This window comes from Noviherbaspirillum sp. (assembly GCF_035254685.1).
In the GTDB taxonomy this organism is placed as follows: Bacteria; Pseudomonadota; Gammaproteobacteria; order Burkholderiales; family Burkholderiaceae_D; genus Noviherbaspirillum.
The window spans coordinates 54,226-68,928 of sequence record NZ_DATFAI010000017.1 but is presented as its reverse complement, the minus strand read 5'-3'; the positions used below and the strand labels follow the sequence as shown (position 1 = coordinate 68,928).

Sequence of the window (14,703 nt, the reverse complement as noted above, 5' to 3'; positions counted from 1 at the left end):
CGCCAGCATGGTTTCAGTTATCGTCATGCAACTGTCATATCACCTTCGTAGAATCAAAACGTCAAAGGAGGAAAACATGCAGTTTCGTTTCAAGCCTATGGCCGCCGCAGCGCTTTTCGCTTGCATGGCCTCATCTGCCCACGCCACCACCGAAATCATCTGGTGGCATTCCATGACCGGAGCGCTCGGCGACCGGGTCGCCGGCCTGGCCGACCAGTTCAACAAGAGCCAGTCCGCCTACAAGGTCACGCCGGTCTTCAAGGGCAGCTATGACGAGGCCCTGGCTGCGGCGATTGCCGCCTATCGCGCGGGGAATGCGCCGAACATCCTGCAGGTGTTCGAGGTGGGCACTGCGACCATGATGTATTCGAAGGGCGCGATCAAGCCGGTGTCGGAAGTCATGAAGGCCGCCGGCGAAAAATTCGATCCCTCGGTCTACGTGCCCGCGGTCGCGGGCTACTACACCTCGCCCAAGGGCGCCATGGTGTCCTTGCCGTTCAACAGTTCGACCACCGTGTTCTTCTATAACAAGGACATGTTCACGAAAGCGGGACTTAACGCGAACAAGCCGCCGGCGACCTGGCAGGAAGTGGCGCTGGCAGCCGCCAAGCTCAAGGCGAGCGGCGAGAAATGCGGATTCACGACAGGCTGGCAGTCGTGGGTGCAGCTCGAAAGTTTCTCGGCCTGGCACAACGTCGAATTCGCCTCGAAGAACAACGGCTTCGGCGGCCTCGACGCGCGCCTCAAGTTCAACAGCCCGCTGCACGTGCGCCACATCGAGAACCTGGGCAATCTGGCGAAGCAGGGCTATTTCACCTATGCGGGCCGCAAGAACGAGCCGGAGGCGAAGTTCTATTCCGGCGAATGCGGCATGCTGACCTCGTCGAGCGCGGCGTATGCGAACATCGCGAAGAATGCGAAGTTCAAGTTCGGCGTTTCCCAGCTGCCGTACTACAGCGATGTCAAGGGCGCGCCACAGAACACTATCATCGGCGGCGCATCCCTGTGGGCGATGAACGGCAAGAAGACCGACGAATACAAGGGTGTCGCGAAATTCTTCAAGTTCCTGTCGCAACCTGAAGTGCAGGCGAAGTGGCACCAGGAAACGGGCTACCTGCCGATCACCAAGGCAGCGTACGAACTGACGAAGAAATCGGGCTTCTATGAAAAGAATCCCGGCACCGATGTCGCCGTGCAGCAGATGATCGTGAAGACGACCGACAAGTCGCGCGGCATCCGCCTCGGCAATTTCGCGCAGATCCGCACCGTCATCGACGAAGAACTGGAGATGGTCTGGAACGGCAAGAAGACCGCCAAGGAAGCGCTTGATGCGGCAGTCAAGCGCGGCGACGAACTGCTTGTGAGGTTCGAGAAGGCGAACAAGTAACCGGCCTCGCGCCCTCTCCGGCTTGGAGAGGGCATCGTTCTCCTTACGCCATCCCCTATGGAAAAACGCGCCCGCTTCCAATCCGCCTGGCTGCCCTATGCGCTGGTCGCGCCGCAGATCCTGGTCACGCTGCTGTTCTTCTTCTGGCCGGCGGCGCAGGCGCTGTATCAGTCGGTGCTGATCCAGGATGCTTTCGGCGTCTCGTCGCAATTCGTCTGGTTCGACAATTTCCGCGACCTGTTCGACGATCCGATGTACCTCGACTCGTTCAAGACGACCGCGGTCTTCTCCGTGCTGGTCGCCTTCTTCGGATTGACCCTGTCGCTGCTCCTTGCCGTCTTTGCCGATCGTGTAGCCAAGGGCGCAGCGGTCTACAAGACCTTCCTGATCTGGCCATATGCCGTGTCGCCGGTGGTCGTTGGCGTGCTGTGGATGTTCCTCCTGAACCCGACACTCGGCGTCGTGGCGCATGCGCTGCGCGACATGGGTATCGAATGGGACAGCCTGCTCAACGGGCGGCACGCGATGATCCTGATCGTCGTTGCCGCCATCTGGAAGCAGATCAGCTACAACTTCCTGTTCTTCCTCGCCGGCCTGCAGGCCATTCCGAAATCACTGATCGAAGCCGCCGCCATCGATGGCGCCGGGCCGGTGCGACGCTTCTTCACCATCGTGTTCCCGCTGCTGTCGCCAACGACCTTCTTCCTGCTGGTGATCAACATCGTGTACGCCTTTTTCGACACCTTTGCGATCATCGAAGCAACCACGCACGGTGGGCCGGGCAAGGACACCGAAATCCTGGTGTACAAGGTGTTCCAGGACGGTTTCAAGGGCGGCGACCTGGGCAGCTCGGCCGCACAATCGGTGGTGCTGATGGTGATCGTGATTACGCTGACCGTCCTGCAGTTCAAGTACGTGGAGAAGAAGGTGCAATATTCATGATAGACGCCCATGATTGAACGTCGCCCCATCCTCGATTTCATCAGCCATCTTGTGCTGATCCTCGGTGTCGCGCTGGTCGCGTTCCCGATCTACGTCGCATTCGTCGCGAGTACGCAGACAGCCGAGCAGGCCGCCGCCGCGCCGATGTCACTGCTGCCCGGCGACCAGTTTTTCGCCAACTACGCCACAGCGATCATCGAAGGCGCAAAGGGTAATGCCTCCGTGCCGCCGGTAGGGCGCATGATGTGGGTCAGCCTGGTATCGGCGCTGGCCATTGCGATCGGCAAGATCGCCATCTCCATGCTCTCGGCCTTCGCTATTGTGTACTTCCGCTTTCCCGGTCGCGCACTGTTTTTCTGGATGATCTTCGTCACCCTGATGCTGCCGGTCGAGGTGCGCATCACGCCAACTTACCAGGTCGTGTCGGACTTCGGCATGCTGAACACCTACGCCGGCCTTACCATTCCGCTGATCGCGTCCGCCACTGCCACCTTCCTTTTCCGCCAATTCTTCCTCACGGTGCCGGACGAGCTTGCGGAAGCGGCGCGCATCGACGGTGCGGGACCCTTGCGCTTCTTCAAGGATGTACTGTGGCCGCTGTCGCGCACCAACGTCATCGCGCTCTTCGTGATCATGTTCATCTACGGCTGGAACCAGTACCTGTGGCCGCTGCTGATCGCGACCGACCAGGGCATGTACCCGATCGGCATCGGCATCAAATCGATGATCACGGCCGGCGACGCGGCGATCGAATGGAACATCGTGATGGCCATGCTCATCCTTGCCATGCTGCCGCCCGGCCTCGTGGTCGTCATCATGCAGAAATGGTTCGTCAAAGGACTGGTCGATTCAGAAAAGTGACAGCGTCGCTGAACATGTTGTGAACCTAGTGCACATCAGCAGAAACAACACATGGCAAAAGTCGAACTCAAGAACATCACCAAGACCTACGGCAAGGGCACGAAGGCGGTACAGGTCATCCACGGCATCTCCATCGACATCGCTGACGGCGAGTTCATCGTGATGGTGGGTCCTTCTGGTTGCGGCAAGTCGACGCTGTTGCGCATGGTGGCCGGACTCGAGGAAATCACGGGCGGCGACATCGTGATCGGTCATCGCGTTGTTAACGGGCTGGAGCCGAAGGACCGCGACATCGCCATGGTGTTCCAGAACTACGCGCTGTATCCGCACATGAGCGTCTACGAGAACATGGCTTACGGGCTAAAGATACGCCACTTCTCGAAAGCGGATATCGAAACGCGGGTACAGAAGGCGGCGAAGATCCTCGAACTCGGCGCACTGCTGCAGCGCACGCCGCGCCAGCTCTCTGGCGGGCAGCGTCAGCGCGTCGCGATGGGGCGCGCGATCGTGCGCGAGCCGGCCGTATTTCTGTTTGACGAGCCCTTGTCCAACCTCGATGCCAAGCTACGCGTGCAAATGCGGTTGGAGATCCAGAAACTCCATCGGGCACTCGACACCACCAGTCTGTACGTGACGCATGACCAGGTCGAAGCAATGACGCTCGGACAGCGCATGATCGTGATGAATGCCGGGCGGGCGGAGCAGATCGGCACGCCGGCCGAGGTCTATGGCAGACCGGCGACGATGTTCGTTGCGGGGTTCATCGGTTCACCGCCGATGAACCTGTTGCAGGGAAAGCTCAGCGGCGATGGAACGCAGTTCGAGATGGGGAATGGTGAGCGCATCAACCTGCCGGCGGCGCAAGCGAGGCATGCCAATCGCGATTGCGTCCTTGGCGTGCGCCCTGAGCATCTGGAGCTCGGAAAGCCGGGCATTTCATTGCAGGTGGAAATGGTGGAGGCACTGGGCGCGGATGTGCTGATCCATGGGACCGCAGGCGGACAATCCGTGATCATTCGCGCGCCATCTGGCATCCATGCAGAAGCGGGCCAGAACCTTACAGCGGGATTCGACGCCTCGGCCATGCACTGGTTCGATCCGCAGACAACGCAGCGGCTGGTCTGAGCTACGAAGCCCAGCAGGATCAGGCTTCCACCGTCTCCGCTTCATGCAGCATGGTTACGCCATGCAGGTTGCAGGACAGCACGGCGTCGCGGACGGCATCGATGGCCGGCCTGCGCGTGAAGCTCTTGCGCCACGCGATCACGACGCGACGCGATGGATCGGGCGACGAAAACGGGATGTAGCGCAGCATGCCGTCCCTGGACTGCATGTCCGGCACGGACGCCTTCGGGAGGACCGTGATGCCGATGCCGGACGCCACCATGTGCCGGATCGTTTCCAGCGACGAACCTTCGAAGGTGCGTGCGATGCCGTCGCCAGTGGTGGAGAAGCGCGACATCTCGGGGCAGACCTCCAGAACCTGATCGCGGAAGCAATGGCCGTTGCCGAGCAGCAGCATGGTTTCCGACTTCAACTCTTCGGCAGCGATCGAGCTGCGTGTTGCCCAGGCGTGATGCTTCGGCAAGGCGACGACGAAAGGTTCGTCGTACAGCGGCTGCACCATCAAGCCCTGGTCGGAGAACGGCAAGGCCATGATGGCCGCGTCAAGCTCGCCCTGGCGCAGCGATTCGATCAGGCGTACGGTGAAGTTTTCCTGCAGGACCAGCGGCATCTGCGGCACCTGCTCGATCATGGTCTTTACCAGCGGCGGCAGCAGGTAGGGGGCAATCGTGTAGATCACGCCGAGGCGCAGCGGACCGGCGAGCGGGTCCTTGTTCTGCTTGGCGATTTCCTTGATCGCCGCGGTCTGCTCCAGCACGCGTTCGGCCTGCGCGACGATTTGCGCGCCGAGCGGCGTCATCGAGATTTCCATGCCGCCGCGTTCGAAGATCACGACGCCGAGTTCATCTTCCAGTTTCTTGATCGCCACCGACAAGGTCGGTTGTGCAACAAAGCATGCCTCTGCGGCATGGCCGAAATGCTTTTCGCGTGCAACCGCAACGATGTATTTCAATTCGGTAAGCGTCATGATCGTCTTGCCTCAAAGCCAGTCAATGAATTATTCGGCAGCAACTGCCATAGTATATGACTATGTAATGGGGCGCAGGGATTAGACTTTCAAGTACTCTTCGCGTCCGCCCAGCCAGCGGGCCAAGTGCGCTTCCACTGCGGCAGGGTCTTCATGTAATAGCATTTGTGCAACATTGCGTGCTTTTTCCACCAGCCATTGATCGGTTTGCAAGTCCGCGAAACGCAGCATGGCCTGGCCGGACTGCCGTGCGCCAAGGAATTCGCCCGGGCCTCGGATCTCCAGGTCGCGGCGCGCGATCTCGAAACCGTCCGTGGTTTCCCGCATGGTCATCAGGCGCTGCTTCGCCACCGGTCCGAGCGGGCTCTGGTATAGCAGCAGGCACACACTCGCTGCCGATCCACGGCCAACGCGCCCTCGCAATTGATGCAATTGCGACAAGCCGAAGCGCTCCGCATGTTCGATCACCATCAGCGACGCATTCGGCACGTCGACGCCGACCTCGATCACGGTCGTGGCGACCAGCAGATGGACGTCGCCACGCGAGAAGGCATCCATCATCACCTGCTTTTCCGCCGGCTTCATGCGGCCGTGCACCAGTCCGACGTTCAGGTCGGGAAGCTCCTGCGCCAGCATCGCATGCGTGTCGGTCGCGGTCTGCAATTGCAGCGCCTCCGATTCTTCGATCAGCGGGCAGACCCAGTACACCTGCCGTCCTTCCAGCGCGGCTGCATGCACCCGTTCGATCACTTCATCGCGCCGGTTCTGGTCAACGACACGCGTGACGATGGGCGTGCGCCCCGGCGGGAGTTCATCGATCACCGACACTTCCAGGTCGGCGTAATACGTCATCGCCAGCGTGCGTGGAATCGGCGTGGCGGACATCATCAGCTGATGCGGCACGGTCTGCATCGCGCCGTTCGCTTCAAGTCCCTTGTTGCGCAGGGCTAGCCGCTGTCCGACGCCGAAGCGATGCTGTTCGTCGACGATCACCAGCCCGAGCCGCGCGAACTCCACGCCTTCCTGGATCAGCGCATGCGTGCCGATGACCAGTTGCGCTTCACCAGATTCGATCATCGCCTGTGACGCCTCTTTTTCCTTTTTCTTCAGGCTGCCGGTCAGCCACGCGACCTTCACGCCGAGCGGTTCCATCCAGAGGGCGATCTTGCGGAAGTGCTGTTCGGCGAGAATTTCGGTCGGGGCCATCAACGCGGCCTGGAAGCCGCTGTCGATGGCCTGCGCCGCCGCCATTGCCGCGACCACGGTCTTGCCGCTGCCGACGTCGCCTTGCAGCAGGCGCTGCATTGGAAAGGATTCCCGCAGGTCGGTGCGGATCTCCTCCAGCACACGCTGCTGTGCGCCGGTCAGCTGGAAGGGCAGGTTGGCGAGGAATTGTCGTGACAAATTGCCAATCACCGGCAGGGCCGCGGCACCTTTCGCGCGGCGTGCGGCCTGCGCGCGCTTGAGGGAGAGCTGCTGCGCCAGCAGCTCGTCGAATTTCATGCGTATCCATGCCGGATGCGTGCGCTCCATCAGGGCATGTTCGTCCACGTCCGGCGGCGGGCTGTGCAGCAGCTTCACAGACGGCGCGAAGGCCTGCAGCTCGAGCGATGCCAGCAGCTCCGTTTTGAGCGTGTCGCGCCAGTCGATACGAGACAGCGCGTTGGCGATCGCCTTGCGAAGATAGGCTTGTGATAAGCCCTCGCCGGCAGGATAGACGGGCGTCAGCGCGTCGGGCAGCGGATCGTCTTCCTGCACCACCTTGTAGGTCGGGTGCACCATCTCCGCGCCAAAGAATCCGTGCCGCACCTCGCCGCGCGCGCGCACTCGCGTGCCGACGGCCAGTTGCTTCAGTTGGCTGCCATAGAAATTCAGGAAACGCATCACCAGCTGGCCGGAGTTGTCCGCGATGGTCACGACGAGCTGGCGCCGCGGACGGTACTGGACGTCGCATTCGGTGACCACGCCTTCCACCTGCGCCGCATTGCCGGCCATGAAACCCGCCTCGTGGATCGGCACGATTTTCGTTTCGTCCTCGTAGCGCAGGGGCAGGTGCAGCGCCAGGTCCATGTCCGTGCGCAGGCCGAGCTTCGCGAGCTTGTCCTGGGTGGTGCTGGTCTTGCGTTTGGCAGTGGCTGCGGGCTTTCGCTGGGCGGCGGGCATATCCAATGTAAATCGAGCGGCAGGGCGTAGAATAGAGGGTTTGATTCGACGGAGGTCGGACGAAGCGCGTCAGCCATTGTATGGCAATTCTGTCAAGAATGGGCGCCTTCTCCGAAGTGGTATTACACCGCACATTCGGCCTCCACGCCATTCATTCTCACGCATGTATTCGCTTTCCGATTTCGATTTTGACCTGCCGCAGGAGCTGATCGCGCAATTGCCGCTGCCCGAACGCAGTGCGTCCCGCTTGCTGCATGTCGACGGCGACCGCCTGATCGACCGCGCCTTTGCGGACATTGTCGACCTGCTCGCGCCGGGCGACCTGCTGGTGTTCAACAATACTCGCGTGCTGAAGGCGCGCTTCTTCGGCGCCAAGGAAACCGGCGGCAAGGTCGAGGTGCTCATCGAGCGTGTGCTCGACCATCGCACCGTGCTTGCCCAGGTGCGCGCCTCCAAGTCGCCGCAGGCAGGCAGCAGGATGCGTCTTGCCGATGCTTTCGACGTCGTGGTCGGCGAACGGGCGGGCGAATTCTTCACGCTCACTTTCCCGGCGGATGTCTTCGACCTGATCGAAAAACACGGCCACCTGCCGCTGCCGCCCTACATCGAACACACTGCAAGCGATTTCGACGAACAGCGGTACCAGACCGTCTATGCGAGAGAGCCGGGCGCGGTCGCGGCGCCGACGGCCGGTCTGCATTTCGACCAGCCCCTGCTCGACAGACTGCGCGACAAGGGAGTGCGCTTCGCCTACGTGACACTGCATGTCGGCGCCGGCACCTTCCAGCCGGTGCGCACCGAGAACCTGGCCGAGCACAAGATGCATAGCGAGTGGTACACCATGTCGCAGGAGACGGTCGATGCCGTGCAGGCGACGAAGGCCGCAGGGCACGACGTGATCGCGGTCGGCACCACCAGCATGCGCGCGCTTGAATCGGCATCACAATCCGGAGCGCTGCAGGCGGGCAGCGCGGATACCAATCTGTTCATCACGCCAGGCTACGCGTTCAAGACGGTGGATCGCCTGATCACCAACTTCCACCTGCCGAAATCGACCCTGTTGATGCTGGTGTCGGCCTTCGCCGGCTACCAGCGGATCCGCAGCGCCTACGCGCACGCGATCGCACAGCGCTACCGCTTTTTCAGCTATGGCGATGCCATGCTCCTCACGAAGAACCCCACATGCTGAATTTCAAACTCATCAAGACCGACGGCAAGGCACGCCGCGGCCGCCTGACGCTCAACCACGGCGTGATTGAAACCCCGATCTTCATGCCGGTCGGCACCTACGGCTCGGTCAAGGCGATGTCGCCAGCCGAACTGCACGAGATCGATGCCCAGATCATCCTCGGCAATACCTTTCATTTGTGGCTGCGTCCCGGGCTCGACGTGGTCGGCAAGTTCGACGGTCTGCATCGTTTCATCGGCTGGAACAAGCCCATCCTCACCGACTCCGGCGGTTTCCAGGTCTTTTCGCTCGGCGCGATGCGCAAGATCACCGAAGAGGGCGTCAAGTTCGCCTCACCGATCAACGGCGACAAGCTGTTCCTCTCGCCGGAGGTCTCCATGCAGATCCAGCGCGTGCTCAATTCCGACGTCGTGATGCAGTTCGACGAATGCACGCCCTATGAAATCGACGGCAATCCGGCTTCCGAGCAGGAGGCGGCGAAATCGATGCGCATGTCGCTGCGCTGGGCGAAACGCTCGCGCGACGAATTCGACCGCGGCGAAAATCCGAATGCCTTGTTCGGCATCGTGCAGGGCGGCATGTTCGAAAGCCTGCGTGATGAATCGCTGGCCGGCCTGCAGGAAATCGGCTTCGAAGGCTACGCGATCGGTGGCTTGTCGGTCGGCGAGCCGAAGGAAGAAATGATGCGCGTGCTACAACACATCGGCCCGCGCCTGCCGGAGGACAAGCCGCATTATCTGATGGGCGTCGGCACGCCCGAGGACCTGGTGGCCGGCGTGGCGAACGGCGTCGACATGTTCGACTGCGTCATGCCCACACGCAACGCCCGCAACGGCTGGCTGTTCACGCGCTTCGGCGACATCAAGATCAAGAATTCGCGCTACAAGGACGACGAGCAGCCGCTCGACGAAACCTGTGAATGTTATGCCTGCCGCAACTTCTCGCGCGCCTACCTGTATCACCTGCACCGCGCAGGCGAGATCCTCGGTGCGCGCCTTAACACTATCCATAATCTGCATTACTACCTGCAACTGATGCGCGAAATGCGCGCCGCCATCGACGCCGACCGCTTCCAGGCATTCGTCGTGCAGTTCCACAGGGATCGGGCGCGGGGCGTGTAGCTCGTTGCTTGTCCACGGAAAACACGGAAAGCACGGAAAAATCCCGTCAGAAAAGTTTCCGTGTTTTCCGTGTCCTCCGTGGATAAGATCGCCCGAATGGAAGGGTTTTTCAACATTGCAGGGAAAACGGGCGGTGAATGCTAAAATGCCGGGTTGATCCTCATGACAACCTGGAGCAATAACGTGTTCATTTCCAATGCATATGCACAAACCGCGGCCGCAGGGCCCGAAAGCAGCCTGATGAGCTTCCTGCCCATCATCCTGATGTTTGTGGTGCTGTACTTCCTGATGATCCGCCCGCAGATGAAGCGTCAGAAGGAGCAGAAGTCCATGATGGAGGCCTTGGCCAAGGGCGATGAGGTCGTTACCGCCGGCGGTATCCTCGGCCGGGTCACGAAGGTGACGGACGCCTATGTCACCGTCGAAGTGGCCGATGGCACCGAAGTCGTCGTCCAGAAGGCGGCTGTTTCCACGTTGTTGCCGAAGGGCACCATCAAGTCGCTGTAATCGGGGCAAACGCGGGGTGCGTGATTGCTGCATCCCGATGTTTCGAGCAAGCCCGACAATCCAAGCTGAAATCCTATGAATCGCTATCCCCTCTGGAAATACGTCACGATCGTCATCGCCCTGATCTTCGGGGCCTTGTACACGGCGCCGAACTTCTTCGGTGAATCGCCTGCCGTGCAGGTGAGCAGCGCCAAGGCCACCGTCAAGGTCGACAGCAGCATGATGGACAGGGTCACGCAGGTGCTGCAGGACGCAGGGATCAAGCCGGACGGCGTGTTCTACGACGTGACCGGCAACCATGGTTCAGTGCGCGCCCGCTTCAACGATACGGACACCCAGTTCAAGGCCAAGGCTTTGCTCGAAAAGTCGCTGAATACCGATCCGACCGATCCCACCTACAGCGTCGCGTTCAACCTGTTGTCGAACACGCCCGGCTGGCTGCAAAGCCTGCACGCGCTGCCGATGTCGCTCGGCCTGGATCTGCGCGGCGGCGTGCACTTCCTCATGCAGGTCGATACCAAGGCGGTGCTGAACAAGCGTCTGCAAGGATTGCAGGCCAGCGTGCGCAGCCTGCTGCGTGACAAGAATGTCCGTCATGCCGGAATCAACCGCAACGGCGATACCATCGAAGTCAGGTTCCGCGACCAGGAAACCCGCGCCAAGGCAAAGGAAGTGCTGGCTTCCCAACTCGGCGAACTGGTCCTGGCCGAGGCCGGCGAGGGTAGCGACCTGACGCTGGTTGCCACCATGAAGCCGGAAGCGCTGAAGACGACGCTGGAAAATGCGGTACAACAGAACATCAGCACCCTGTCCAAGCGCGTCAATGAACTCGGCGTCGCCGAACCGCTGATCCAGCGCCAGGGCGCCGACCGAATCGTCGTCCAGTTGCCCGGCGTGCAGGATGTATCGCGCGCCAAGGACATCATCGGCCGCACCGCGACGCTGGAGGTCCGCATGGTGGATGAATCCGTGCCGCGCGGCTCGGAGGAAAGCGCCGCTATCCCGTTCGGTTCCGAGCTGTTCAAGGTGGGCAAGGGTGCACCCGTGGTGCTGTACAAGGATCCGATTATCACGGGCGATTACATCTCGAATGCAACAGCCAGCTTCGACCAGAACCAGCAGCCGGCGGTCGGCATCGACTTGAACGGCGACGGTGGTCGCAAGATGCGCGAGGCCACCCGTGACAAGATCGGCAAGCTGATGGCCATCGTGCTGTTCGAAAAGGGTAAAGGCGAAGTGCTGACCGTGGCCACCATCCGTGACGAACTGGGCTCGCGTTTCCAGATCACCGGGATGGGTTCTTCCGAAGCCGCCAATGACCTCGCGCTGCTGCTGCGCGCCGGCTCCCTGGCTGCGCCGATGGAAATCGTCGAGGAACGCACTATCGGCCCGGCACTTGGCGCCGAGAACATCAAGAAAGGCTTCAACTCCACCTTGTATGGCTTCGTGGCGATTTCCGTGTTCATGATGGTGTACTACATGCTGTTCGGCTTCTTCAGCGTGCTGGCGCTGGCTGTCAACGTCTTCCTGCTGGTCGCACTGCTCTCGCTGCTGCAGGCTACGCTCACCTTGCCGGGCATTGCCGCTATCGCGCTGGCGCTGGGTATGGCAATTGACGCCAACGTGCTGATCAATGAGCGCATCCGCGAAGAACTGCGGTCGGGCAATACGCCTCAGGCGGCGATTGCCGCGGGCTTCGAGCGCGCGTGGGCCACGATTCTTGACTCGAACGTGACAACGCTGATCGTCGGTCTGGCACTCCTGATCTTCGGCTCCGGCCCGATCCGCGGCTTTGCCGTGGTGCACTGCCTGGGCATCCTGACTTCCATTTTCTCGGCAGTGTTCGTGTCGCGCGGCGTGGTCAACCTCTGGTACGGCCGCAAGAAGAAGCTGGCGTCGGTCTCGATTGGCCAGATCTGGAAGCCGGAGAAAGCGTAATGTGTTGCCCCCTACTACAGTGGGGGCGATGCGAAACTGGTTGCCGGCAAAGCCGGGACGAGTGAGAGCAACACTGAATAACAGGATGTGACATGGAATTTTTCCGCATCAAAAAAGATATTCCCTTCATGCGCCACGCGCTGGTATTCAACGTGATCTCCGCGGTCACGTTCGTTGCCGCCGTGTTCTTCCTCTGGCACAAGGGCTTGCATCTGTCGATTGAATTTACCGGCGGCACGGTGATGGAGGTGACCTATGCGAAGCCTGCCAACATCGAGGCCATTCGCAAGTCAGTCGAAGGGCTTGGCTACACCGACACCCAGGTGCAGAATTTTGGCACCGCGCAGGACGTGATGATCCGCCTCCCCGTGAAGAAGGGGACGACCTCGGCGCAGCAGAGTGAAAACGTCATGTCGGCGCTGAAGACGCACGCCCCGGACGTGAAGCTGCAGCGCGTCGAGTTCGTCGGCCCGCAGGTCGGTGAAGAGCTTGCGCATGACGGCTTGTCCGCGCTCGCGATGGTGGTGATCGGCGTGATGATTTACCTGGCGATCCGCTTCGAATGGAAATTCGCTGTGGCCGCCATCATTGCCAACCTGCACGACGTGGTGATCATTCTTGGCTTCTTCGCCTTCTTCCAGTGGGAATTCTCTCTGTCGGTGCTGGCCGGTGTGCTGGCGGTACTGGGCTATTCGGTGAATGAATCAGTCGTTATCTTCGACCGGATACGCGAGAACTTCCGCAAGCTGCGCAAGGCTACGGTCATGCACGTGATCGACAATGCGATCACCAGCACCATGTCGCGGACCGTCATCACCCACGGGTGTACGCAATTGATGGTGTTGTCGATGCTCTTCCTCGGCGGAGCGACGCTGCATTACTTCGCTCTTGCGCTGACCATCGGCATTCTGTTCGGCATTTATTCGTCGGTGTTCGTTGCGGCGGCCGTTGCAATGTGGCTGGGCGTCAAGCGCGAAGACCTGGTCAAGCCGGTGAAGGAAAAGGATGAAACGGGTGGCGCAGTCGTCTGATTGATGCCTGCGGGACCAAAGCCGGCTTGCGAGCCGGCTTTTTTCTTGACGCTTCGAATTGGGGAGAAAAACCATGAAAAAAGTGCGTGTATGGGATCTGCCGACCCGCCTGTTCCACTGGTCGCTGGTCACGCTCGTGGTGACGGCGGTAATCACCCAGGAAATCGGCGGCAACGCCATGGAATGGCATTTCCGGGCGGGCTATGCAGTGCTGGCGCTGATTGCCTTCCGTATCCTGTGGGGGCTTGTCGGCAGCCGGTATGCCCGTTTTGCCAGCTTCGTCTACGGACCGGCCGCGATCCTTGCCTATATCCGCAACAGCAGCCAGGGGCGGAAGGATGGATTGCTCGGCCACAATCCGCTTGGCAGCCTCTCGGTATTCGCCCTGCTCGCCAACCTGCTGGCGCAGGCACTCACCGGCCTGTATTCGAATGATGACATTGCTAACGACGGTCCTCTGGTCAAATTCATCAGCAAGGATTTGTCCGACCAGGTCACCTGGTTTCACAAGGAAGTCAGCGGCACACTGTTGTACGTGCTGGTGGGATTGCATGTAGCCGCGATCGTCTTTTACGTGTTCAGGAAGAAGCAGAACCTGGTCGGCCCCATGATTTCGGGGGATCAGCAGGTCGATTTCGATGCGCCTGCCGCCAACGACTCGTGGGTGATGCGTTTGTTCGCACTGGCGATTTTTGCGATCTGTGCGGCAGTGGTGTATTACGTCGTAACCTTGTCGCCGCAACCACTTGCATAATTCCTGCGTGGTGCGGCCCTTGTGGTCTTGGGACTCTTGACGAACTAAAGGGAAATCCGCCCGGCCATAGCGGGCGGATCAGGATGGCGGATTTACTTGTTGCGGAAGTCGTCGTGGCAGCTCTTGCACGCCTGGCCGGTTGTGCCGAATGCAGCCTTGATCGCACCCTGGTCGCCCGATTTCGCGGCTACGGCAAGCTTGGCCACTTCGGACTGCATCTTGTCCGCCGCGGCCTTGAATTTGTCCTGTTCTTTCCAGATTTCCGGCTTCGCCTTCGAGTTGGCCAGGTTCGAATTCGTCGGGAAAGCGCTCCATGGAAGTCGCGACATCGTTTCAATGACGGCCACGTCCGCCTCCACCGCAGCCTTGTCGTATGCCTTCTCCCCCTTGACCACTGCGCCAACGCGGCCCATGTGCGTACCCATCACGGAAAATGAGGATTGGCGATACTTGACGGCATCTTCCACCTTGGCGAATTGCGCTTGGGCGGAAAAGGGAATGACAATCAGGGCAGTCAACGAGATGCCGGCAAACAGATGCTTCATACGTTCTCCTGTGTTTGAGGTAAAAACATGCAGCCTTGGGAAATTATCGCCAGGCAAGCAGGGAGACATATCATAGCAACCTTCGGTATTTTTCGCGCAACCACAAGTCGCGCACCCGGCCATGCCGGAGCGGGCGCTTGCGTGTACTTGGGGGAGAAGAGATCGGTGGGAGA

13 protein-coding genes are annotated in these 14,703 nt (G+C 60.5%); 10 read left to right on the top strand and 3 right to left on the bottom strand.

Annotation, left to right across the window (positions count from 1 at the left end):
- Positions 1-76 precede the first annotated feature (76 nt).
- From ugpB to VJ698_RS04765, 4 genes are read left to right on the top strand one after another with little or no spacing between them, the layout of a single operon-like run.
- Entirely contained in the window at positions 77-1,387 is a 1,311-nt protein-coding gene (gene ugpB, locus VJ698_RS04780; RefSeq protein WP_324101559.1) for a sn-glycerol-3-phosphate ABC transporter substrate-binding protein UgpB, read from the top strand.
- 57 nt (positions 1,388-1,444) lie between these two features.
- Positions 1,445-2,329, top strand: a complete 885-nt coding sequence (gene ugpA, locus VJ698_RS04775) for a sn-glycerol-3-phosphate ABC transporter permease UgpA (protein ID WP_324101558.1) — start codon at positions 1,445-1,447, stop codon at positions 2,327-2,329.
- 9 nt (positions 2,330-2,338) lie between these two features.
- Positions 2,339-3,190 (top strand): sn-glycerol-3-phosphate ABC transporter permease UgpE, encoded by an 852-nt coding sequence (gene ugpE, locus VJ698_RS04770; protein WP_324101557.1) that lies wholly within the window; start codon positions 2,339-2,341, stop codon positions 3,188-3,190.
- A gap of 51 nt (positions 3,191-3,241) precedes the next feature.
- A complete protein-coding gene (locus tag VJ698_RS04765) occupies positions 3,242-4,315 on the top strand; it encodes a sn-glycerol-3-phosphate import ATP-binding protein UgpC (protein ID WP_324101556.1) in 1,074 nt (357 codons plus the stop codon).
- A gap of 19 nt (positions 4,316-4,334) precedes the next feature.
- Here VJ698_RS04765 and VJ698_RS04760 read toward each other — a convergent pair whose 3' ends face one another.
- Together VJ698_RS04760 and recG are read right to left on the bottom strand one after the other, a co-directional pair.
- Positions 4,335-5,282 (bottom strand): hydrogen peroxide-inducible genes activator, encoded by a 948-nt coding sequence (locus VJ698_RS04760; protein WP_324101555.1) that lies wholly within the window; start codon positions 5,280-5,282, stop codon positions 4,335-4,337.
- Positions 5,283-5,363: 81 nt separating this feature from the next.
- Positions 5,364-7,445: an ATP-dependent DNA helicase RecG gene (gene recG, locus VJ698_RS04755; protein WP_324101661.1), complete on the bottom strand. Its 2,082-nt coding sequence runs from the start codon at positions 7,443-7,445 to the stop codon at positions 5,364-5,366.
- Between the two features lie 163 nt (positions 7,446-7,608).
- Between recG and queA the strand changes: the two genes are divergently transcribed.
- The 6 genes from queA (at position 7,609) to VJ698_RS04725 (ending at position 13,985) form a co-directional block, all read left to right on the top strand.
- A complete protein-coding gene (gene queA, locus VJ698_RS04750) occupies positions 7,609-8,634 on the top strand; it encodes a tRNA preQ1(34) S-adenosylmethionine ribosyltransferase-isomerase QueA (protein WP_324101554.1) in 1,026 nt (341 codons plus the stop codon).
- Positions 8,628-9,755, top strand: coding sequence for a tRNA guanosine(34) transglycosylase Tgt (gene tgt, locus VJ698_RS04745; RefSeq protein ID WP_324101552.1), 1,128 nt, complete (start codon positions 8,628-8,630; stop codon positions 9,753-9,755). The genes queA and tgt overlap by 7 nt, the downstream gene beginning before the upstream one ends.
- Before the next feature lie 162 nt (positions 9,756-9,917).
- The gene (gene yajC / locus VJ698_RS04740) at positions 9,918-10,262 is read left to right on the top strand and encodes a preprotein translocase subunit YajC (RefSeq protein ID WP_324101551.1); all 345 of its coding nucleotides are present in this window, start codon (positions 9,918-9,920) and stop codon (positions 10,260-10,262) included.
- Positions 10,263-10,337: 75 nt separating this feature from the next.
- Positions 10,338-12,200, top strand: coding sequence for a protein translocase subunit SecD (secD, locus tag VJ698_RS04735; RefSeq protein ID WP_324101550.1), 1,863 nt, complete (start codon positions 10,338-10,340; stop codon positions 12,198-12,200).
- Positions 12,201-12,292: 92 nt separating this feature from the next.
- A complete protein-coding gene (secF, locus tag VJ698_RS04730) occupies positions 12,293-13,231 on the top strand; it encodes a protein translocase subunit SecF (RefSeq protein ID WP_324101549.1) in 939 nt (312 codons plus the stop codon).
- Between the two features lie 73 nt (positions 13,232-13,304).
- Positions 13,305-13,985 (top strand): cytochrome b/b6 domain-containing protein, encoded by a 681-nt coding sequence (locus tag VJ698_RS04725; protein WP_324101548.1) that lies wholly within the window; start codon positions 13,305-13,307, stop codon positions 13,983-13,985.
- Positions 13,986-14,077: 92 nt separating this feature from the next.
- Here VJ698_RS04725 and VJ698_RS04720 read toward each other — a convergent pair whose 3' ends face one another.
- Complete coding sequence (locus VJ698_RS04720) at positions 14,078-14,530, bottom strand: cytochrome c (RefSeq protein ID WP_324101547.1); 453 nt, start codon at positions 14,528-14,530, stop codon at positions 14,078-14,080.
- Between the last annotated feature and the right edge of the window lie 173 nt (positions 14,531-14,703).

Bases quoted from the DNA above. Each gene is read 5' to 3' on its own strand.
- ugpB (WP_324101559.1), top strand. From the start codon at position 77: ATGCAGTTTCGTTTCAAGCCTATGGCCGCCGCAGCGCTTTTCGCTTGC.
- ugpA (WP_324101558.1), top strand. From the start codon at position 1,445: ATGGAAAAACGCGCCCGCTTCCAATCCGCCTGGCTGCCCTATGCGCTG.
- ugpE (WP_324101557.1), top strand. From the start codon at position 2,339: ATGATTGAACGTCGCCCCATCCTCGATTTCATCAGCCATCTTGTGCTG.
- VJ698_RS04765 (WP_324101556.1), top strand. From the start codon at position 3,242: ATGGCAAAAGTCGAACTCAAGAACATCACCAAGACCTACGGCAAGGGC.
- VJ698_RS04760 (WP_324101555.1), bottom strand. From the start codon at position 5,282: ATGACGCTTACCGAATTGAAATACATCGTTGCGGTTGCACGCGAAAAG.
- recG (WP_324101661.1), bottom strand. From the start codon at position 7,445: ATGCCCGCCGCCCAGCGAAAGCCCGCAGCCACTGCCAAACGCAAGACC.
- queA (WP_324101554.1), top strand. From the start codon at position 7,609: ATGTATTCGCTTTCCGATTTCGATTTTGACCTGCCGCAGGAGCTGATC.
- tgt (WP_324101552.1), top strand. From the start codon at position 8,628: ATGCTGAATTTCAAACTCATCAAGACCGACGGCAAGGCACGCCGCGGC.
- yajC (WP_324101551.1), top strand. From the start codon at position 9,918: ATGACAACCTGGAGCAATAACGTGTTCATTTCCAATGCATATGCACAA.
- secD (WP_324101550.1), top strand. From the start codon at position 10,338: ATGAATCGCTATCCCCTCTGGAAATACGTCACGATCGTCATCGCCCTG.
- secF (WP_324101549.1), top strand. From the start codon at position 12,293: ATGGAATTTTTCCGCATCAAAAAAGATATTCCCTTCATGCGCCACGCG.
- VJ698_RS04725 (WP_324101548.1), top strand. From the start codon at position 13,305: ATGAAAAAAGTGCGTGTATGGGATCTGCCGACCCGCCTGTTCCACTGG.
- VJ698_RS04720 (WP_324101547.1), bottom strand. From the start codon at position 14,530: ATGAAGCATCTGTTTGCCGGCATCTCGTTGACTGCCCTGATTGTCATT.